At 69.4% G+C, this 20,393-nt stretch carries 22 protein-coding genes; 8 read left to right on the forward strand and 14 right to left on the reverse strand.

Annotation, left to right across the window (positions count from 1 at the left end; translation table 11 throughout):
* The 4 genes from G6N20_RS12235 to G6N20_RS12250 all read right to left on the reverse strand — a co-directional run bounded on the left by G6N20_RS12235 (position 1) and on the right by G6N20_RS12250 (position 3,195).
* Positions 1-183, reverse strand: coding sequence for a rubredoxin (locus G6N20_RS12235; protein ID WP_083047380.1), 183 nt, complete (start codon positions 181-183; stop codon positions 1-3).
* Between the two features lie 10 nt (positions 184-193).
* Complete coding sequence (locus G6N20_RS12240; protein WP_083047381.1) at positions 194-364, reverse strand: rubredoxin; 171 nt, start codon at positions 362-364, stop codon at positions 194-196.
* Positions 364-1,611 carry an alkane 1-monooxygenase gene (locus tag G6N20_RS12245; RefSeq protein WP_083047469.1) on the reverse strand — a complete coding sequence of 416 codons (1,248 nt, stop codon included), beginning with the start codon at positions 1,609-1,611 and terminating at the stop codon, positions 364-366. The genes G6N20_RS12240 and G6N20_RS12245 overlap by 1 nt, the downstream gene beginning before the upstream one ends.
* 108 nt (positions 1,612-1,719) lie before the next feature.
* A complete protein-coding gene (locus G6N20_RS12250) occupies positions 1,720-3,195 on the reverse strand; it encodes an amino acid permease (protein WP_083047383.1) in 1,476 nt (491 codons plus the stop codon).
* Between the two features lie 100 nt (positions 3,196-3,295).
* Here G6N20_RS12250 and G6N20_RS12255 point away from each other — a divergent pair, with 100 nt between their 5' ends.
* On the forward strand, positions 3,296-4,708 hold the full coding sequence (locus G6N20_RS12255) for an FAD-dependent oxidoreductase (protein ID WP_083047385.1): 1,413 nt from the start codon (positions 3,296-3,298) through the stop codon (positions 4,706-4,708).
* On the opposite strand, the gene manA is transcribed toward G6N20_RS12255, so the two are convergent.
* The 4 genes from manA to G6N20_RS12275 form a co-directional block, all read right to left on the reverse strand.
* Positions 4,686-5,912 carry a mannose-6-phosphate isomerase, class I gene (manA, locus tag G6N20_RS12260; RefSeq protein ID WP_083047387.1) on the reverse strand — a complete coding sequence of 409 codons (1,227 nt, stop codon included), beginning with the start codon at positions 5,910-5,912 and terminating at the stop codon, positions 4,686-4,688. The two genes, G6N20_RS12255 and manA, sit on opposite strands and share 23 nt — an antisense overlap.
* Before the next feature lie 8 nt (positions 5,913-5,920).
* On the reverse strand, positions 5,921-7,018 hold the full coding sequence (locus G6N20_RS12265) for a serine/threonine-protein kinase (RefSeq protein ID WP_083047389.1): 1,098 nt from the start codon (positions 7,016-7,018) through the stop codon (positions 5,921-5,923).
* Complete coding sequence (locus tag G6N20_RS12270) at positions 7,015-8,412, reverse strand: phosphomannomutase/phosphoglucomutase (RefSeq protein ID WP_083047391.1); 1,398 nt, start codon at positions 8,410-8,412, stop codon at positions 7,015-7,017. The genes G6N20_RS12265 and G6N20_RS12270 overlap by 4 nt, the downstream gene beginning before the upstream one ends.
* Positions 8,413-8,505: 93 nt before the next feature.
* A complete protein-coding gene (locus G6N20_RS12275) occupies positions 8,506-8,961 on the reverse strand; it encodes a DUF3499 domain-containing protein (protein ID WP_197745474.1) in 456 nt (151 codons plus the stop codon).
* A gap of 173 nt (positions 8,962-9,134) precedes the next feature.
* On the opposite strand from G6N20_RS12275, the gene G6N20_RS12280 reads away from it, so the two are divergent.
* Positions 9,135-9,554, forward strand: a complete 420-nt coding sequence (locus tag G6N20_RS12280; RefSeq protein WP_083047394.1) for a metallopeptidase family protein — start codon at positions 9,135-9,137, stop codon at positions 9,552-9,554.
* 36 nt (positions 9,555-9,590) lie between these two features.
* Here the strand turns inward: G6N20_RS12280 and G6N20_RS12285 are convergent, their stop codons facing one another.
* Positions 9,591-9,962, reverse strand: a complete 372-nt coding sequence (locus G6N20_RS12285) for a WhiB family transcriptional regulator (protein WP_083047396.1) — start codon at positions 9,960-9,962, stop codon at positions 9,591-9,593.
* A 322-nt stretch (positions 9,963-10,284) separates the two neighbouring features.
* Here G6N20_RS12285 and cofD point away from each other — a divergent pair, with 322 nt between their 5' ends.
* Genes cofD through G6N20_RS12305 form a run of 4 tightly spaced genes read left to right on the forward strand, consistent with a single transcriptional unit; the run spans position 10,285 to position 14,775 of the window.
* Entirely contained in the window at positions 10,285-11,280 is a 996-nt protein-coding gene (cofD, locus tag G6N20_RS12290) for a 2-phospho-L-lactate transferase (protein WP_083047398.1), read from the forward strand.
* Positions 11,277-12,623: a coenzyme F420-0:L-glutamate ligase gene (locus tag G6N20_RS12295; protein ID WP_083047400.1), complete on the forward strand. Its 1,347-nt coding sequence runs from the start codon at positions 11,277-11,279 to the stop codon at positions 12,621-12,623. The genes cofD and G6N20_RS12295 overlap by 4 nt, the downstream gene beginning before the upstream one ends.
* Positions 12,620-14,209, forward strand: coding sequence for an Eco57I restriction-modification methylase domain-containing protein (locus tag G6N20_RS12300; RefSeq protein WP_083047401.1), 1,590 nt, complete (start codon positions 12,620-12,622; stop codon positions 14,207-14,209). Before G6N20_RS12295 ends, G6N20_RS12300 begins: the two co-directional genes overlap by 4 nt.
* A gap of 2 nt (positions 14,210-14,211) precedes the next feature.
* The gene (locus G6N20_RS12305; RefSeq protein WP_083047403.1) at positions 14,212-14,775 is read left to right on the forward strand and encodes an NUDIX hydrolase; all 564 of its coding nucleotides are present in this window, start codon (positions 14,212-14,214) and stop codon (positions 14,773-14,775) included.
* A 6-nt stretch (positions 14,776-14,781) separates the two neighbouring features.
* Here G6N20_RS12305 and G6N20_RS12310 read toward each other — a convergent pair whose 3' ends face one another.
* From G6N20_RS12310 to rfbD, 5 genes are read right to left on the reverse strand one after another with little or no spacing between them, the layout of a single operon-like run.
* Complete coding sequence (locus tag G6N20_RS12310) at positions 14,782-15,183, reverse strand: PIN domain-containing protein (protein WP_197745475.1); 402 nt, start codon at positions 15,181-15,183, stop codon at positions 14,782-14,784.
* Complete coding sequence (locus G6N20_RS12315; RefSeq protein ID WP_083047408.1) at positions 15,180-15,473, reverse strand: type II toxin-antitoxin system Phd/YefM family antitoxin; 294 nt, start codon at positions 15,471-15,473, stop codon at positions 15,180-15,182. The genes G6N20_RS12310 and G6N20_RS12315 overlap by 4 nt, the downstream gene beginning before the upstream one ends.
* A 45-nt stretch (positions 15,474-15,518) precedes the next feature.
* The gene (manB, locus tag G6N20_RS12320) at positions 15,519-16,595 is read right to left on the reverse strand and encodes a mannose-1-phosphate guanylyltransferase (RefSeq protein ID WP_083047410.1); all 1,077 of its coding nucleotides are present in this window, start codon (positions 16,593-16,595) and stop codon (positions 15,519-15,521) included.
* A gap of 1 nt (position 16,596) precedes the next feature.
* A complete protein-coding gene (locus tag G6N20_RS12325; protein WP_142271982.1) occupies positions 16,597-17,508 on the reverse strand; it encodes a glycosyltransferase family 2 protein in 912 nt (303 codons plus the stop codon).
* A 10-nt stretch (positions 17,509-17,518) separates the two neighbouring features.
* Complete coding sequence (gene rfbD / locus G6N20_RS12330) at positions 17,519-18,436, reverse strand: dTDP-4-dehydrorhamnose reductase (RefSeq protein ID WP_083047414.1); 918 nt, start codon at positions 18,434-18,436, stop codon at positions 17,519-17,521.
* Between the two features lie 89 nt (positions 18,437-18,525).
* Here rfbD and G6N20_RS12335 point away from each other — a divergent pair, with 89 nt between their 5' ends.
* Positions 18,526-19,992 (forward strand): LCP family protein, encoded by a 1,467-nt coding sequence (locus G6N20_RS12335; protein ID WP_083047416.1) that lies wholly within the window; start codon positions 18,526-18,528, stop codon positions 19,990-19,992.
* A 118-nt stretch (positions 19,993-20,110) separates the two neighbouring features.
* Positions 20,111-20,392, forward strand: a complete 282-nt coding sequence (locus tag G6N20_RS12340) for a DUF1490 family protein (RefSeq protein ID WP_083047418.1) — start codon at positions 20,111-20,113, stop codon at positions 20,390-20,392.
* Position 20,393 lies beyond the last annotated feature (1 nt).

Here is a 20,393-nt window from a genome sequence, read left to right on the forward strand (position 1 = left end):
TCACGAGCGGGCCACCTCCACCATCACGAAGTCCGACTTGGCCGCGCCGCAGTCCGGGCAGCTCCAATCGTCGGGAATGTCGTCCCAGCGGGTGCCGGGCGCGATGCCCTCCTCCGGCCAGCCCAGCGCCTCGTCGTACTCGAAGCCGCATTGGACGCACTGGAACAGTTTGTAGTCATTCATCTGTTGTGCCCTAACCCTTTCCGATCTTCTCGAAATCGACCTTCTCGCGGACAGCGCAGTCCGGACAGCACCAGTCGTCGGGAATCTGACCCCACGCCGTGCCGGCGGGGAAGCCTTCCCTGGCATCGCCTTTGGCCTCGTCGTAGACGTAGTCGCAGACCGGGCACCGGTAGGCGGCCATCATTGTTCGGCTCCGTAACGAGCCAGCATCTTCTCGCGCAGCCGTGGGTGCAGGTTAACCCTGGTGATATCGCCGCGGTAGTGCTCGAGCACCCGATGGTCCATCACCTTGCGCCACAGCGGCGGGAAGTAGGTCAGCGAAACCATCGACGCGTACCCGCTGGGCAGGTTGGGCGCGCCGGCCATGCTGCGCAGCGTCTGGTAGCGGCGGGTGGGGTTGGCGTGGTGATCGCTGTGCCGCTGCAGGTGGTAGAGGAACAGGTTGGTGACGATGTGGTCGGAGTTCCAGCTGTGCACCGGGGCGCAGCGCTCGTAGCGTCCGTTGGCACCCTTCTGCCGCAGCAGCCCGTAGTGCTCGAGGTAGTTGACGGCCTCCAAGAGGCAGAAGCCGAACACCGCCTGGATGATCACGAAGGGAACCAGGCCCACGCCGAACACCGCGATCAGCACGCCCCACAACACCACCGACATCGCCCAGGCGACCAGCACGTCGTTGCCCAGATAGGTCTTGGGATGCCACGGGCTGGCGCCGAGCCGGCGGATCCGCTGCGCCTCCAGCCTGACCGCCGAGCGCAGGCCGCCGACAACGCTGCGCGGCAGGAACTCCCAGAAGGTCTCCCCGAATCGGGCCGACGCCGGGTCTTCCGGGGTGGCGACGCGCACGTGGTGGCCGCGGTTGTGCTCGATGTAGAAGTGCCCGTAGCAGGTCTGCGCCAGGGTGATCTTGGACAACCAGCGCTCCAACGCGTCCTTCTTGTGCCCCAGTTCGTGCGCGGTGTTGATGCCGACCCCGCCGAGCACGCCGGCCGACAGCGCCAGCCCGATCTTGCCCACCCAGCTCAAACCGCCGTCAAAGCCCAGCCAACTGAGGTTGGCGGCGGTGAACAGGTAGGCGCCCAGCACCACGCTGAGGTACTGAAACGGGATATAGATGTAGACGCAGTAGCGGTAGTACTTGTCGTTCTCCAGCCGCTCCATCACCTCGTCGGGCGGGTTCTGGCCGTCGGGCCCGAACCGCAGGTCCAGCAGCGGCAACAGGATGTAGAGCAGGATCGGCCCGATCCACAACGGCACCTGCGCGGCGGCATGCCACCCGAGCTGGTTCAGCCCCCAGACGATGGGCAGCATCACGAACAACGCCGTGGGGGCGATCAGCCCCATGAGCCACAGGTAGCGCTTCTTGTCCCGCCACTCCGTTACCGGCGCTGGTGCTTTCTTGGGGACGCCGGGGCCGACGTGTGTGGCCATCTGCCAAACCTCCTTGTGAGTCACACCACGTTGAGGTTGGACAATATCCACTGATTCGTCTTATGTCTAGACATCTGACGGTATTTTGTACACCAGGTGTCCAAACACCTACTTTTTGTCGACGAACTCCCGGCGTCCCTGCACCGAGTGCCGGCGGCCGTAGCCGACATAGATCGCGGTCCCCACCAGCAGCCAGACACCGAAACGGATCCAGGTCAAGGCGGTCAGGTTCAGCATCAGCCACAGGCACGCCCCCACCGACGCGATGGGCAGCAACGGCACCCAAGGCGCCCGGAACCCGCGCGCCAGATCAGGCCGGAGCCGGCGCAGCACGATCACCCCGGCGGACACCAGGACGAACGCGAACAACGTGCCGACGTTGACCATCTCCTCGAGCTTGGTGATCGGGAACACCGACGCCGTGGTGGCGATCCCGACCGCGACCAGCACGGTGATCCGCACCGGGGTGCCGCGCGAACCGGTCTTGGCCAACCCGCGCGGCAACAGCCCGTCGCGCGCCATCGCGAACAGCACCCGGCACTGCCCGAGCATCAGCACCATCACCACGGTGGTCAGCCCGGCCAGCGCCCCAACGGAAATGATGCCGCTGGCCCAATACACCCCGTTGGCCTGGAACGCCGTTGCCAGGTTGGTCGAATGGCCGCCCGGGTGGGTCTTGAGCTCGGTGTAGGGAACCATGCCGGACAGCACGAGCGACACCGCGACGTAGAGCACGGTGACGATCCCCAGCGACGCCAGGATCCCGCGGGGGACGTCCCGCTGGGGACGCCTGGTCTCCTCGGCCATGGTGGCCACGATGTCGAACCCGATGAACGCGAAGAACACGATCGACGCCCCCGCCAGCACACCGAACCAGCCATAGTGGCTGCCCTGGGCCCCGGTCAGCATCGACAACACCGATTGGTCGAGCCCATCGCCGCCGTGTTGGGCCTCGGCCGGGGGAATGAACGGCGTGTAGTTGGCGGCCTTGACGTAGAAGGCGCCGACGACCACCACCAGCACGACCACCGACACCTTGACGCCGGTGACCACCGCCGAAAACCTCGACGACAGCTTGGTGCCCAGTGCGCACAGGGTGGCCACCAGCGTGACGATCAACAGCGCGCCCCAGTCGAGGCTGAACGATCCGAGATGGGCTGTGCCACCGGCAAATCCGAACACCGTGCCCAGGTAGCCCGACCAGCCCTTGGCGACCACGGCCGCGCCGATGGCCAATTCGAGCACCAGATTCCAGCCGATCACCCAGGCCAGGAACTCGCCGAAGGTGGCATACGAGAAGGTGTAGGCGCTGCCGGCCACCGGCACGGTGGAGGCGAATTCGGCGTAGCACAGCGCCGCCAGCGCGCAGGTGGCCGCCGCGATCAAAAACGATATCCAGATGGCCGGGCCGGTGATATCACCGGCCGTGGAAGCGGTGACCGTGAAGATGCCGGCCCCGATCACCACCGAGACACCGAAGACCACCAGGTCCCACCAGGTGAGGTCCTTGCGCAGCCGGGTTGTGGGCTCGTCGGTGTCGGCGATCGATTGTTCCACCGACTTCAGGCGCCACCGATTGGCCATCGCACCCGCCCCCTGTCCTTCGCCGCCAGCCCCGCGCTGCACCGCACAGTACTGGGTACGCTGCAGGGATGCCGGGGAGCTCACGAAAGACGGCGCCAGCGTGAGGGGCCACGCGGTCGTCATCGGCGCCAGCATCGGCGGTTTGTGCGCCGCGCGGGTGCTGTCGGAGTTCTTTGCCCGGGTGACCGTCTTCGAGCGCGACGAGCTGCCGAGCACCCCGGCCCACCGCGCCACCGTTCCCCAGGACCAGCACCTGCACCTGCTGATGGCCCGCGGCGCCAACGAGCTCGAGGGGCTGTTCCCCGGGCTGCTGAAGGACATGGTCGCCGCGGGCGTGCCGATGCTGGAGAACCGGCCGGATTGCATCCACTTCGGGGCCGCCGGCCATGTCCTGGGCACCGGGCAAACCCTGCGCAGGGAGTTCACCGCCTATGTGCCCAGCCGCCCCCACCTGGAATGGCAACTGCGACGACGGATCGGCGACATCGACACCATCGCGATCGTGCACCGCGGCGTCGCGCAGCCACGGTTCGAGCCCGCCCGGCAGCGGGTGACCGGAGTGTTGCTGGATCCCGCCGGCCCGGACGCCGGTGCGCCGGCGCGCCCGGAATTCGTGGCCGCCGATCTGGTGGTCGACGCGGCGGGCCGGGGCACCCGGCTGCCGGTGTGGTTGACGCGGTGGGGATTCCAGCGCCCGCCCGAGGAAACCGTGGACCTCGGCATCAGCTATGCCAGCCAGCAGTTCCGGCTCCCCGACGGGCTGATCCGGGAGCGGGTCGTGGTCGCCGGCGCCTCCCACGATCAGTCGCTGGGGCTGGGCATGCTGTGCTACGAGGACGGCACCTGGGTGCTGACCACCTTCGGCGTGGCCCGGGCCAAGCCGCCGACGACGTTCCGCGAGATGCTGGCGCTGGCGGATAACCTGCTGCCGTCACACTTCGGCGCCGCGCTCGCGCGTGCCGCACCCATCGGCCAGCCGGCTTTCCATGCCTTCCCGGCAAGCAGGTGGCGCCGGTACGACAAGCTGAACCGCTTCCCCGCCGGGATCGTGCCGTTCGGGGACGCGGTGGCCAGCTTCAACCCGACCTTCGGGCAGGGCATGACGATGACGTCGCTGCAGGCCGACCATCTCCGGCGGGCGCTGCAGTCCGCGGACGGCGAGCTGGCCGCCAAACTCAACCGGGCCACCGCCAAGACCACGTATCCGGTGTGGCTGATGAACGCGATCGGCGACATCACGTTCCACCACGCCACCGCCCAGCGCATCCCCCGGTGGTGGCGACCGGTCGGTGCGCTGTTCGACCAATTCCTTGGGGCCGCCGAAACCGATCCCGTGCTGGCCGAATGGTTTTTGCGGCGGTTCTCGCTGCTCGACAGCCTGGCCATGGTGCCGTCGGCGCCGCTGATCGGCCGGGCCATCGCGCACAACATGCGGTTGTGGCTCCACGAGCAGCGGGAGCGGCGCGCGCTCCGGCGGCCACACCGTGCCGTCACAGGCCCACGGTCACCCTGAACAGCTTGGCCGGTTGGCTCGCGGTCAGCCGGATGGGGCCGTCGTCGGCCGCCACCCACGCGGCCGCGCCGCGTTCCAGGATGAGCGAGCCGGACTTGCCGTGCACCGTGGTGGCGCCGTCGGCGCACAGCAGGATCTGCGGGCCCTCATGGCGCGTCGACGCGTCGACCTGGTGGCCGAGCTGATCGCCGTCGAGCACCAGCAGCGCGACGGCGAACTCCTCGGTCGGGGTGTCATACACCAACTCCAAGCCCTCGCGGCGAATCGGCGGGCGCAGCTGGGCCTCGGCGGTCGGGCTGAAGTCCAGCACCCGCAACAACTCGGGCACATCGACGTGTTTGGGGGTGAGCCCGCCGCGTAACACGTTGTCCGAGTTGGCCATCACCTCCAACGCGAATCCCCGCAGGTAGCTGTGCAGGTTGCCGGCCGGCAGAAAGATCGCCTCGCCGGGTGCCAGGCTGATCCGGTTGAGCAACAACGCCGCCAGCACCCCGGCGTCGCCGGGGTAGCGTTCGCCCAGTTCCAGCACCGTCTTGGCTTCGGCGGCGAATTCCCTGGCGCCGGAGCTGACGTAGTGGATGGCCCCGTCCAACACGGCGGGCACCAACACGTCGATATCCGGCTGGGGTGCGGTGATCCAGGTGGTGAACAGCGCACGCAGACCGTCGGCGTCGGACTGATCACCCAACAAGTCGATGAATGGGTCCAGGTCGGAGACCGCCAGCGCGGACAGCAGCTCGCGGGTGCGCGCAGCGTGCCGAAATCCGGCCAACGCCTCGAAGGGTTGCAGCGCCACCAACAACTCGGGCTTGTGACGGGTATCCCGGTAGTTGCGCACCGGCGAGGACACCGGAATGCCCAGCCGTTCTTCCCGCTGGAAGCCCTCGACCGCCTGCTCGGCGCTCGGATGGGCCTGCAGCGACAGTGGCTCGTCGGCGGCCAGCACTTTGACCAGGAACGGGAGCACGTCACCGAACCGGGCGCGGGAGCCGGCGCCGAGCTGTCCGTCCGGATCGTCGGTCAATGCCTGCAACAACGAGGTTTGGCCATCGGGTGTTTCCAGCCAGGCCGGATCACCCGGGTGTGCGCCGAACCAGAGTTCGGCCTCGGGGTGCGCGGCCGGCACCGGCCGTCCGGTGAATTCGGCAAGAGCGGTGCGCGATCCCCAGGCGTACGTCCGTAACGCTCCGCGTAACAGTTCCACCGTCTTCGCTATCCCCGCACCAATCGCAAGTACACCGCGGCCATCTCCAGCCGAACCGCCAATATTGCCAGTTGCAGCTCCGCACCGTCGGCGCCCCCCGGCGCCGCCGACCCGGCCCGCAGGCCCGGCGGTTCCGGCACCGCGACATCGTCGGCCGTGACCAGGTAGACATCGTCGAGCCCGGCGACCCGAGCGGCCACCACCGTACGCTCGGCGGCCAGCGTCAGCGCCAGCACCCGCAGCCGCTGCGGCAGCGGCCCGTCGATCTGTTCGTCGTGGAACAGGGCGGCCGCGCCAACACCTGCACGGTCGGGCAGGCCGGCGCGCACCGCCACCACCGCATCCGCCAGCCCGGCGGTGGCCACCACCTGGCGCGCGATCCGCAGCAGCACCGAGCTGCCATGTCGGGCCAGCGCCAGCGTCGCCGCGCCGTCACCGGCCAGTGCCACCGGGCGATCCCACACCCGCGCGGCCAGGGTCTTGGCCGGATTGGTGAACACCTGCCGGCCCGCGCTGTTGCGCAGCGCCTCGGCATCCAGCTCGTCGGCAAACGACGCCAGGTCGATGCGCAGCCTGGGGTCCACGGCGTGCAGGGTGGCCAGGCCCGCTGCCAGATAACGGGACAACCCGAATTCGTCGGGAACCGGTAACCGCGGTGCCAACACCGTGACCCGGCCGGCCGTGGAGTCGCGCAGCGGGCCCTCATACGGGGCCACCACGACGACCCGCGCGCCCCTGCGCACCCCGGTCGCGGCGGCGGTGACCAGCGCCGGATCACCGGGGTCGGCGCCGGCGACGATCAGCACGTCGAGCGGCCCCACCCAGGGCGGCGCCTCGGTGGCGACCGCGATCGGCTCGGTGGCCACCGCCCCCAACGTCGCGGCCAGCATGGCCCCGGCGGTCTCGGCCGTACCCCGGCCTGCCACCCAAATCACGGTGCGTGGACGGTGATCGCCACGCAGCGAGTCCAGGTCGCCCTCGTCGGCCGCGGCGGCGACGGCACGCACCTGCGCGCCCGCCGTGGACGCGGCCCGGAGCAGGCCGTCCCGGTCGGCGGCCAGCAGGCCATCGGTGTCTTCCAGATCGACCAGCCGGGTGGCGTTCACGGACCGGCCTCGTCGGCGGCGGTGTGGGCGGCGATTTCCGCGCTGACCTGGCTGACCACCGCTTCGACGTCCTCGACGCTGCGTCCCTCCACGTTGAGCCGCAGCAGCGGCTCGGTGTTGGAGCTTCGCAGGTTGAACCAGGTGTGCTCGCCCAGGTCCACCGTCACCCCGTCCAGGTGATCGATGGACTGAATCCGGCCGCCGAACGACTTCAACACGGCGTCCACACAGGCCGGCGCGTCGGCCACGGTGAAGTTGATCTCGCCGGAGGATTCGTAACGCTGGTAGTCGGCGGTCAGCTCCGACAACGGCCTGCTCTGCTCGCCGAGCGCGGCCAGCACGTACAGCGCGGCCAGCATTCCAGAATCGGCGCCCCAGAAGTCGCGGAAGTAGTAGTGCGCCGAATGTTCACCGCCGAAAATCGCGCCGGTCTCGGCCATCAGCGCCTTGATGTAAGAGTGCCCCACCCGCGAACGCACCGGCGTGCCGCCATGCTCGACGATCAGTTCGGGCACCGCGCGCGAGGTGATCACGTTGTGGATCACGGTGGCGCCGATCTCGCGGCCGAGCTCGCGCGCGGCCACCAAACCGGTCACCGCCGACGGCGAAACCGGCTGGCCACGTTCGTCGACCACGAAGCACCGGTCGGCGTCGCCGTCGAAGGCCAGCCCAATGTCGGCGCCGACGGCGCCGACATACTCTTGCAGGTCCACCAGGTTGGCCGGGTCCAGCGGGTTGGCCTCGTGATTGGGGAATGACCCGTCAAGCTCAAAGTACAAGGGCAACAAGGTGATCGAGTCGATCGCGCCAAGCACGGCCGGCGCGGTGTGACCGGCCATGCCGTTGCCGGCGTCCACGGCCACCCGCAGGGGACGCAGCCCCGAGGTGTTCACCAGCGATCGCAGGAAGGCCCCGTACTCGGCCAGCACGTCGTGGTCGGTGAGGGTTCCGGCCGGCCCCGCATAGCCGGGGACGCCGCCGATGAGGTCGTCGCCGATGGCGCCGAGCCCGGTGTCCACACCGACCGGCCGGGCACCGGCCCGGCACAGCTTGATGCCGTTGTACGCCGCCGGATTGTGGCTGGCGGTGAACATCGCGCCCGGGCAATCCAGCAGCCCCGAGGCGAAGTAGAGCTGATCGGTGGACGCCAAACCGATGCGCACCACGTCCAGACCCTGACCGGCTACCCCGGCCGCGAAAGCGGCCGCCAGCGACGGCGAGCTGTCCCGCATGTCGTGGCCGATCACCACCCGGCGGGCGGACTCGGCCCGCATCCGCCTGGCGAATGCGGCACCCAGGTCGGCGGCCAGCGCCTCGTCGATCTCTTCGCCGACCAGCCCACGCACGTCATACGCCTTGATCACACGGTGGACAGCCGCGGCGGGCCAAGGCATGCGAGCGCTCCTGACGACCTGGATGTGTTCGCCTCTTGGCCGCCAGCCTAATCGCCCGTCGAGGCCGGGGACCGCAGCGGTGGGCCTCGGTGCTCAGTCGGCCGGATCGGGCAATACCCGCAGATGTCCGCGCCGGCGGCCGGAGCGATGCTCAGCCGGGCCGAACGCGCCACCGTTGGGTGCCGTGGCGTGGGTGCCGGTGTGGTGACCGAAAGGGTCGCCGAACCCGGTATGCGCAGCACCCGACACGCCCACCAACGCCCCCGCGTGGGATCCCCCGATCGGGCCGCCCTCGCGCACCGCGTCGGCCAACGCCACCAGGTCGTCCTCATCGGGATGGGTGGGCAGCGGCCCGGCGTGGCGCACGAGATCCCACCCGCGCGGTGCGGTGATGCGGCCGGCATGGCCGACGCAGAGATCCCAGGAATGCGGCTCCGGCGCGGTGGCAAGCGGGCCGACCACCGCCGTCGAGTCCGAGTAGACGAACGTCAACGTTGCCACTGCATAGTGCGGACACCCGGGCCGGCAGCAGCGACGGGGTACGTTCACGACCGAAAGGCTATCGTGCGCAAACGCCGTCGAAGCGCTGGACACGCGCATCGGTTCTGGCCGGGATGTGCAACCGTTACCATCGGCGCGTGGGCGATTACCGCGGCTGGGCGCGGCGCGATCGGTCAAGGGGCAGATCGGCGTCGCGGCGCGCCACCCGTCGCGGCCGTGACATGCGCGGTCCGCTGCTACCGCCGACGGTGCCGGGGTGGCGCAGCCGGGCCGAACGGTTCGACATGGCGGTGCTGGAGGCCTACGAACCCATCGAGGAGCGGTGGAAGGACCGGTTGTCGGAGCTGGATGTCGCGGTCGACGAGATCCCCCGCATCGCCGCCAAGGATCCCGACAGCGTGCAGTGGCCACCCGAGGTTATCGCCGACGGGCCGATCGCGCTGGCGCGCTTGATCCCGGCCGGGGTCGACGTCCGCGGCAATGCCACGCGGGCGCGAATTGTCTTGTTTCGCAAGCCAATCGAGCGACGGGCGAAAGACACTATCGAGCTTGGCGAGCTGCTGCACGAGATCCTGGTGGCCCAGGTGGCCACCTACCTGGACGTCGACCCCGAGGTGATCGACCCGACGATCGACGACTAATCCCTGTCCTATGACCGGGTGACCCGGTCAGTCCCGTTAGATGACGCCACGTTTGAGGCGGCGACGTTCCCGCTCGGACAGCCCTCCCCAGATGCCGAACCGCTCGTCATGAGCCAGGGCGTACTCCAAGCACTCGTGGCGCACCTCGCAACCCATGCAAATCTTCTTGGCCTCCCGAGTGGACCCGCCCTTCTCCGGGAAGAACGCTTCCGGATCCGTTTGCGCGCACAGGGCGCGGTCCTGCCATTGGTCACTGGGCACCGGCTCCGGTTCGGGTTCGAATGCGTTGGGCGCCTCGGGGACCAAGCTCAGATGGGGCCGGCCGGCCGAGATGGGCGACACTCGCGCCGCGCCGGCGACGGTGTGCGGTATGCCCCCCACTACACCCCGAAGGTGCTCATAGGACATGCCTGCGCCTCCTCACTCGATTGGTAGTGAATGGTTTCCCACTGTTTTGATGTACAGTCAACCCAATTCGAACAAGTGATCGAATCTCGGTCTGCGACACCGAAACCGGCCGGCCAACCGGGAAATGACACTGATGTGATTAGACACGGGTTGGGGACCGCGGTCAAGCATTGCGACCCATTTCCATACCATCTCGTGATAGAAATTCCGCGTTTCTGTTGCGGTTCGGCCCCGGCGTGTCCGAGCGCAACTCGTCACAGCCATCGTTTGCAAACGCCACGGCCCGCGATCCGTCACCGCCCGGACGGTACTGTCCTGCGATGTGAAGGTCGCCGTGCTGGTCGGTGGAGTCGGCGGGGCCCGCTTCCTGCTCGGGGTCCAGCGGCTGCTGGGACTGGGCCAGTTTGCCACCCGCCACCCCGGGCCGGATCACCAGCTCACCGCCGTCGTCAACATCGGCGACGACGCCTGGATCCACGGGCTGCGCGTCTGCCCGGATCTGGACACCTGCATGTACACCCTGGGCGGCGGCGTCGACCCGCAGCGCGGCTGGGGCCACCGCGACGAAACCTGGCACGCCATGGGGGAACTCGCGCGCTACGGCGTGCAGCCCGATTGGTTCGAACTCGGCGACCGCGATCTGGCCACCCATCTGGTGCGCACCCAGATGCTGCGGGCCGGCTATCCGCTGTCGCAGGTCACCGCCGCGCTGTGTGACCGCTGGCAACCGGGCGCGCGGTTGCTGCCGGCCAGCGACGACCGGTGCGAAACCCACGTGGTGGTCACCGTCGACGAGACCCGCAAGGCGATCCATTTCCAGGAGTGGTGGGTGCGCCATCGCGCCCAGCTGCCGACGCACGGCTTCGCCTACGTTGGAGCCGAAAAGGCCAGCGCCACAACCGACGCCGTGAGAGCCATCGGCGACGCCGACGTCATCATGCTGGCGCCGTCCAACCCGGTGGTCAGCATCGGCGCCATCCTGGCCATCCCCGGGATCCGCGCGGCGTTGCGGTCGGCCGGCGCGCCGGTCGTCGGCTATTCACCGATCATCGGCGGAAAGCCGTTGCGCGGCATGGCTGATACCTGTCTCTCGGCGATCGGGGTGGCCGCCACCGCGGAGGCGGTGGGCCGGCACTACGGGGCGCGCGCCGCCACCGGCATACTGGACTGCTGGTTGGTGCACGACGGCGACAAGGCTGATGTGAAAGCCGAAATTGACGGAGTGACGGTGCGATCGATACCACTGCTGATGCGCGACCCCACGGCCACGGCCGAGATGGTTCGCGCCGGGCTGGATGTTGCGGGCGTGGCGGTGTGACCGGCCCCGACCACGGCTCCGCCGCCACGATCGAGATCCTGCCGGTCACCGGGCTTCCCGAATTCCGCCCGGGCGACGATCTGGCCGCCGCGGTCGCTTCGGCCGCGCCCTGGCTGCGCGACGGCGACGTCGTGGTGGTCACCAGCAAGGTGGTGTCCAAATGCGAGGGCCGGCTGGTGCCCGCACCCGAAGACACCGAGCGCAGAGACCGATTGCGCCGCAAGCTGGTCGCCGACGAGTCGGTGCGCGTGCTGGCGCGCAAGGGCCAGACGTTGATCACCGAGAACCGGCTCGGACTGGTCCAGGCCGCCGCCGGGGTGGACGGCTCCAACGTCGGGCGCGCCGAACTGGCGCTGCTGCCCGTCGATCCCGATGCCAGTGCGGCGGCCCTGCGCGCCGGGCTGCGCCAGCGGCTCGGCGTCACCGTCGCCGTGGTCATCACCGACACCATGGGCCGCGCCTGGCGCACCGGCCAGACCGACGTCGCCGTCGGCGCCGCCGGTCTTTCGGTGCTGCACAACTATTCGGGTGCCGTCGACGGATACGGCAACCACCTGGTCGTCACCGAGATCGCGGTCGCCGACGAGATCGCCGCGGCGGCCGATCTGGTCAAAGGCAAGCTGACCGCGCTGCCGGTGGCCGTGGTCCGCGGAGTGCCGGTGACCGACGACGGCTCGACCGCCCGGCACCTGCTGCGGCCGGGCAGCGAAGACCTGTTCTGGCTCGGCACCGCCGAAGCCATCGAGCTCGGTCGCCGCCAGGCGCAACTGTTGCGCAGGTCGGTGCGCCGGTTCAGCGACCAGCCGGTGCCGAGCGATCTCGTCGAGGCCGCCGCGGCCGAGGCGCTCACCGCGCCGGCGCCGCACCACACCCGGCCGGTGCGGTTCGTGTGGCTGCGGACCCGCGCCACCCGCATCCGGCTGCTGGATCGGATGAAAGACAAGTGGCGCGCCGACCTCGCCGGTGACGGCAAGCCCGCCGACGCCGTCGAGCGCCGGCTGGCCCGTGGTCAAATCCTCTACGACGCACCCGAAGTCGTCATCCCCATGCTGGTGCCCGACGGCGCACACCCCTACCCCGACGCCGCGCGCACCGACGCCGAGCACACCATGTTCACCGTCGCGGTCGGAGCGGCCGTGCAGGCCCTGCTGGTCGCGCTGGCGGTGCGCGGGCTGGGCAGTTGCTGGGTCGGCTCGACCATCTTTGCCGCCGACCTGGTGCGCCACGAGCTGCGACTACCCGTCGACTGGGAGCCGTTGGGCGCCATCGCGATTGGCTACCCAGCCGAGCCGACCGGGGTGCGTGACCCGGTGCCCGCCGCGGAGCTGTTGATCCGCAAATGACAACGTTCGCGGGCAAGGCCGCCGCGTCGGCGGACAAGGTTCGCGGCGGCTATTACACGCCGGCTCCGGTTGCCCGATTTCTGGCCCGCTGGGTTCGGGCGGCGGGCCCGCGCATCGTGGAGCCGGCCTGCGGCGACGGCGCCATCCTGCGTGCGCTGGCCGCCGTCACCAACCAGGCGCGCGGTGTGGAACTGGCGGCGCGCGAGGCCGCCAAGGCGCGCGAATTCGCCCCCGTGGACACCGAGAACCTGTTCGCCTGGCTGGCCACGTCCGCCGCCGGCGGCTGGGACGGGGTCGCGGGCAACCCGCCCTACATCCGGTTTGGCAACTGGGCGCCCGACCAACGAGCACCCGCGCTGGACCTGATGCGGCGCGAAGGTTTACGGCCCACCAAGTTGACCAATGCCTGGGTCCCGTTCGTGGTGGCGAGCACCCTGCTGGTGCGCGACGGCGGACGCGTGGGGCTGGTGCTGCCCGCCGAGTTGCTGCAAGTCGGCTATGCCGCTCAGGTGCGTGACTTTCTGCTGCGCCGCTTTCGGGAGATCACGCTGGTGACGTTTCAGCGGCTGGCGTTCGACGGCGTCCTGCAGGAGGTCGTTTTGTTCTGCGGCGTCGCCGGCGCGGGTCCGGCGCGCATCCGCACAGTCCAGCTCGCCGATGCCAACGCACTCGAGGGCGCGGATCTTGACGTCGAATCGGCTCCCGCACTGAGGCACGATAAGGAGAAGTGGACCAAATACTTTCTGAGCCCCACGCAGATCGGCCTGCTGCGCAGCCTCGAGCGGTCCGATGCCCTGACCCAGCTGGGCCGGCTGGCCGAGGTGGACGTGGGCATCGTGACGGGCCGCAACAGCTTCTTCACCTTCACCGATTCCCAAGCACGGGGCCTGGGGCTCATCGCGCACTGTGTCCCGCTGGTCTCGCGCAGCGCGCAACTGTCCGGCCTGGTCTATGACATGGATTGCCGGGCAAGCGATGTCGCCGCCGGGCACCGGACATGGCTGCTGGACGCCGCCGGCGAGCCGGCCGACCCCGCGCTGCTGGCACACATCGCCGCCGGCGAAGCCGCCGGCGTGCACCGGGGTTACAAATGCTCGATCCGCAAGCCGTGGTGGCGCACGCCGTCGTTGTGGATTCCCGACCTGTTCATGTTGCGCCAGATTCATCGGGCACCGCGGCTGACCGTCAATGCCGCGGCGGCAACCAGCACCGACACCGTGCACCGCGTCCGGGTCAAACCCGGCGGCGAGTCCCCGACCCACCCCGGGGCGCTGGCCGCGGTGTTCCACAACAGCGTGACGTTCGCCTTCACCGAAATCATGGGCCGCAGTTACGGCGGGGGCATCTTGGAGCTGGAACCCGCCGAGGCCGAGCGGCTGCCCGTTCCCGCACCGTCCTATGCGAGCACCGATCTGATCGCCGACGTCGATCTGCTGGTGAAGGCCGGCGACCCCGACAAGGCCCTCGACCTGGTGGATCAACGCGTGCTGATCGACGGGCTCGGCTTGTCACCGCGGGTGGTGGCGGACTGCCGCGCGGCCTGGGTCGCGCTGCGGGATCGCCGGACGAGGCGGGGATCCCGGTGAGCATGTCGCCGAGGAATCTGCGAGAGTCGGTGATCGCGATGCTCACCGGGTGGCAGCCACCCGATCCGACCCAGGACTCGGTGCGGCACGCCGTGCTGTCTTTCGTGCACGCCCGCACCGACGCCTGCCGCCGCGAGTGCGAACCCGGCCACATCACCGCGTCCACGCTGGTGCTCGACGACAGCGGCGGCCGGGTGCTGCTCACCCTGCACCCGCGCCTGCGCCGCTGGGTGCAACTGGGTGGGCATTGCGAGGATGACGACGAGGACATCGTCGCCGCGGCGCTGCGCGAGGCCACCGAAGAATCCGGCGTCGCCGGTCTGCGGATCACCGCCGAACTCGCCGCCGTTCATGTCCACCCGGTCACCTGCTCACTGGGCGTGCCGACCCGCCACCTCGACCTGCAGTTCGTGGCGCACGCACCCACCGGGGCCCGGATCGCGGTCAGCGACGAGTCCGACGACCTGCGCTGGTGGCCGGCCGACGCCTTGCCCCCCGGAACCGATTTCGCGTTGGCGTACCTGGTGGCTCGGGCCCGCGGCTGGTCGCGCGACGGCCCATGTTGACCGGCCTCACCGGACGCCGATGATGGTCAAACCGGGGTGAATACCGAGGAAATCAGCTTCATTGCGCGTCATCAGCGGGATGTCCACAGCGACGGCGACCGCCGCAATCAGGAGGTCGAAGCGTCGTGGCTTGGGGTCTCGGCCAACGGTGCGGACCATGGCACACAACGCTCCGTAAATCCGCGCTGCACGTGCATCAAACGGAATCGGGTCAAAGGTATTCACGATCCAGTGATAGCGCTGCTCGCGGGCGGCATTGAGCAGCGGATCGGCGCTGTGCAAGCCGTAGGACAGCTCGGCCAGCGTTATGGTGCTGACCGCGGCGGTCGACGCATGCGCGGCTACGGCCCTGGCCGGGTAGTCGATAACGACGGATGTGTCCAGTAGCGCCCGCTGGTACCGGGTCAAGGGTCGGCGCGCCATCTTCCGGCGTCGCTATCGTCAACGGCACTGTCGAGCTCGTCGAGCTCGTGGACGAAACGTTCGGCATCCCAACACGGAAGTTCGTTTATCCCTGCGGCGATGTGCGCCACCGGAACGAACCGCGACGGTCGATCGGGTTCGGATTGGTGGTGCGGAATGAGATCTGCTACCGGAACGCCGTTTCTGGTAACCGTAAAGCGCTCACCCTGTTGCACGCGCCGCATGATCGCGCCGCTGTCGTTTCTCAGTTCCCGTTGACTGACCGGTGTCGCCATAGCACCAACGTAGCACAAGGGTGCTACACCTGGGCGACCCGGGCGCTATACGTCCGACGAGTAGCGGATCCCGCCGTCGGGAATGGACACGCCCGGCCACACCCGGGCGCCGCGCAGCAGCTCGCAGCGTGCGCCGATGTCGGCGCCGTCGCCGATCACGCCGTCGCGGATCAGCGCCCGCGGACCGATCCGGACGCCGAAGCCGATGATCGAGCGCTCGATCACGCTGCCGGCCTCGACCTTGACGCCATCGAAGATGACCGCGCCATCCAGCCGGACACCGGGCCCGATTTCCGCGCCCCGGCCGACGACCGTGCCGCCGACCAGCACCGCGCCCGGCGACACCGCCGCGCCGTCATGCACCAGCCGCTCGCCGCGGTGGCCTCGCAGGGCGGGTGACGGCGCGATCCCGCGCACCAGATCCGCCGAGCCGCGAACGAAGTCTTCGGGCGTGCCCATGTCGCGCCAGTAGCTGGCGTCCACGTAGCCGCACACCGTGAGCTCGGGGTCGGAGAGCAGCGCGGGGAACACCTCGCGTTCCACCGAGACCTCGCGGCCGCGCGGAATCCGATCGATGATCCCGCGCGTGAAGACGTAGCAGCCGGCGTTGATCTGATCGGTCGGCGGATCCTGGGTCTTCTCCAGGAACCCGGTCACCCGGCCGTCCACGGTCGGCACGCACCCGAAGGCCCGCGGATCGCCCACCCGCACCAGGTGCAGCGTGACGTCGGCCTGGTTGCTGCGGTGGAAGTCCAGCAGCTGGTCCAGATCAGCCCCGGAGAGCACGTCACCGTTGAACACCATCACGGTGTCGTGGCGCAGTCTGCCGGCAACGTTGGCGATGGCGCCGCCGGTCCCCAACGGCCGCTCTTCGGTCACATAGTCGATCTGCAGCCCCAGCTTGGACCCGTCACCGAACTCGGCCTCGAACACCGCGGCGTGATACGACGTGCCCAGGATCACGTGCTCGATGCCGGCCGCGGCGATCCGCGACAGCAGATGGGTGAGAAACGGCAGCCCCGCGGTGGGCAGCATGGGCTTGGGGGCCGACAACGTCAGCGGCCGCAGCCTGGTGCCCTTGCCGCCGACCAGGACCACCGCATCGACGTGGTGGGTTGCCACCTCAGTGCCGCCCTTCCGCCAGCTTGACGTGCTGGCTTGCCGACCTGCGAGCCCGGCGCAGCGAGCTGCGCACCATCAGGTGGGAGCGCAGGGCCAGCGATCCCCGCAGCACCCAGCGCAGCGGAGCGCGCCACCAACCGGTGTGCCGATCGGCCAGGAACAAGTAGGTGCTCTTGTGATGCGCCGCCAGGTGACTCGCCGGGTCACGCCCGGTGGAGTGGCCCTTGTGGTGCAAAACCTCGGCCGTCGGCACATAGACGGACTGCCAGCCGGCCTTGCCCAGCCGGTCGCCGAGGTCGACATCTTCCATGTACATGAAGTAGCGCTCGTCGAATCCGCCGACCTCCCGAAACGCCGACCGGCGCACCAGCAGGCACGACCCCGACAGCCAGCCCACCGGCCGTTCGCTGGGCTCGAGCCGCTCCTGCCGGTAGGCCAGCGTCCACGGATTGCCCGGCCACACCGGCCCGAGCAGGGCATGCATGCCGCCCCGGACCAGGCTGGGCAGGTGCCGCGCCGACGGGTACACCGACCCGTCCGGGTCCCGGATCAGCGGGCCCAGCGCGCCCGCACGCGGCCAGCGGGCGGCGGCCTCCAGCAGGGCGTCGATGCTGCCCGGGCCCCATTGCACGTCCGGGTTTGCCACGATCACCCAGTCATCGACCCACGGTTGGTCGGCAATCTTGCCCTCATCGAGCCTGGCGACCGTGCGATTCACCGCGGTTCCGTACCCGAGATTGGCCCCGGTCGGCAGCAGCCGCACGTTGGGGTAACGCTCGACGGCAGCCTGCGGGGTGCCGTCGGTGGAGCCGTTGTCGGCCAACAGGACGCTGACCGGGCGCTCGGTGGCCAGCGACAACGACGCCAGGAACCGCTCCAGGTGCGGGCCCGGCGAGTAGGTCACCGCTACCACCGGCAAGACGTCAGTCACGGGTTGAGGGTAACGCGGGATCGACCGCGGCTCCGCGGCGAGCCGCCGCCAGCGCCGCGACAAGCGCACTGCGCCAGGGCCTTAGCGGCGCGAACCCGGCCGCGGCCCACTCCCGGCCAGACAGCGCGGAGTAGCACGGCCGTGGCGCGGGCCGCGGAAATTGTGCGCTGCTGACCGGGCGCACCCGCTGCGGGTCGGCGCCGCATTCCTCGAACACCGCGCGGGCCTGCCCGAACCGCGACACCGCGCCCTGGTTGGCGGCGTGCAGGATGCGCCCGCGCACGTGACTCTCGTCTAGGCAGTCGACCACCTGCAACACCGCGGCGGCCAGGTCGACGACGTAGGTCGGCGAGCCGGTCTGGTCGTCGACCACATCCACCGGACCGTCGCCGGCGGCCAGCCGTCGCATGACGGCGACGAAATCCTTGCCCGCCCCGCCGGTGTACACCCAGGCGGTGCGCACCACCACGGCCTCCGGCAGCGTCTGCAGCACGGCCCGTTCGCCGGTGAGTTTGCTGCACGCGTAGACACCCCGGGGCTGAGTTGGGTCGCTGGGTTCATACGGGCGCGGCTGCGCGTCACCGAAGTCGCCACCGAACACAAAGTCGGTGGACACGTGGATCAACCGGGCGCCGGCGCGCGCGCAGGCGCGCGCCAGATGCTCCGGACCGGTGGCGTTGACCGCATAGCAGCGCGCCTCGTCGGTTTCGGCGCCGTCGACGTCGGTGTAGGCCGCGCAATTGACCACCACGTCGCCGCTTTGGATGATCCGCTCGGCCGCGCCTGGATCGGTGACGTCCCATTGCGACGAGGTGAACGCCTGCGTGTCGCGGCCTTCCCGAGCGGCCCGCGCGGTCAGGTGGCTGCCCAGCTGCCCACCGGCTCCGGTGATGAGGATCCTGCCCGACATGGTTTCGAGTGTGGCACGCCCCGGGCACTCCTCGGGCACGCCGGGACCGGCTACCCGCAAGTCGGCTGTGACATAAGTAACCTACAGTGATGCCTGTGCAACGTGTGATTCGTGCGGCCTGGACGGCACTGGCCTGTGCGATCGTCCTCGGCACTGGAGTGGCCTGGAGTCACGTCCGGTCGTTCGAAGACGGCATCTTCCACATGTCCGCACCGTCGCTGGGTCACGGCGGCGACGACGGCGCCATCGACATCTTGCTGGTCGGCCTGGACAGCCGCACCGACGCGCACGGCAACCCGCTGTCCGCCGAGGAACTGGCGACATTGCGGGCCGGCGACGAGGAGTCCACCAACACCGACACCATCATCCTGGTCCGCATACCCAACAACGGGAAATCGGCGACCGCGATCTCGATTCCGCGGGACTCCTACGTCGCGGCGCCCGGTTTGGGCAAGACCAAGATCAACGGCGTCTACGGCCAAACCAGGGAGACCAAGCGGGCCAGCCTGGTCCAAGCCGGTGCCTCCCCGGCCGAGGCCGCGGCGGCCGGCACCGAAGCCGGCCGCGAGGCCCTGATCAAGACGGTCGCCGACCTCACCGGAGTCACCGTCGACCACTACGCCGAGATCGGGTTGCTCGGTTTCGCGCTGATCACCGATGCCCTGGGCGGCGTCGATGTCTGCCTGAAAGAACCGGTTTACGAACCACTTTCGGGAGCAGATTTTCCGGCCGGCCGCCAGATTCTCGACGGCCCGCAGGCGTTGAGCTTCGTCCGCCAGCGCCACGAGCTGCCGCGGGGCGACCTGGACCGGGTGGTGCGCCAGCAGGCGGTGATGGCCTCGTTGGCCCATCGGGTCATCTCCGGCAAGACGCTGTCCAGCCCCGCCACCCTGCGGCGGCTGCAGCAGGCCGTGCAACGCTCGGTGGTGCTGTCCTCGGGGTGGGACATCATGGATTTCGTCCAGCAGCTGCAGAAGCTGGCCGCCGGGAACGTCGCCTTCGCCACCATTCCCGTGCTGGACGGCGCCGGCTGGAGCGACGACGGCATGCAAAGCGTGGTGCGGGTGGATCCGCGCCAGGTCGCCGAGTGGGTCGCGGGGCTGTTGCACGAACAGGATCAGGGCAAGACCGAGCAGCTGGCCTACACACCCGCCAAGACCACCGCCAACGTGGTCAACGACACCGACATCAACGGCCTGGCGGCAGCGGTGTCGGAAGTGTTGACCGCCAAGGGGTTTACCGCCGGCTCCGTCGGCAACAACGAGGGCGGCCATGTCAAGGGCAGCCAGGTGCGGGCGGCCAAAGCCGATGACCTGGGCGCGCAGGAGGTCGCCAAGGAACTGGGCGGGTTGCCCGTCGTCGCCGATGCGTCGATACCGGCGGGCTCGGTCCGGGTGGTGCTGGCGGACGACTACACCGGTCCCGGATCGGGGCTGGACGGGGGCCGGTCGGCAGCAGCCGCCCACGCCTCGACCCCGGGGGCCTCCGACGGCACCGCTCCCCCGCCGTCGCCGATCCTGACCGCGGGCTCCGACACTCCGGAATGCATCAACTGACCACCCGGTCACCGGCGAGCGCTCGCTTCCGCGTCTGCTCCGCAAAATTCATGTTGATATCGCGATATTTTGATGTTAGCGTCGTGACAACCCACAGGCCATACGGAAAGGTTCAGCCATGGCGGTACATGTGTTCTTGGCAAAGGCGGCAACGACGGTAGTCACCGGTTTGGTCGGGGTGACCGCCTACGAGGTGCTGCGCAAGGCCGCATGCAAGGCGCCGCTGCGCCAGACGGCGGTAGCGGCCGCCGAGCTGGGACTGCGCGGCACCCGCAAGGCAGAGGAGGCCGCGGAGTCGGCCAGGCTCACGATTGCCGACGTGATGGCGGAGGCCCGGGAACGCATCGGTGAAGAGGCGCCCACCCCGGCCGTGAGCACCGTCGGCGACCACGAACACTGAT

This window comes from Mycobacterium shinjukuense, assembly GCF_010730055.1.
GTDB classification, from domain to species: Bacteria; Actinomycetota; Actinomycetes; order Mycobacteriales; family Mycobacteriaceae; genus Mycobacterium; species Mycobacterium shinjukuense.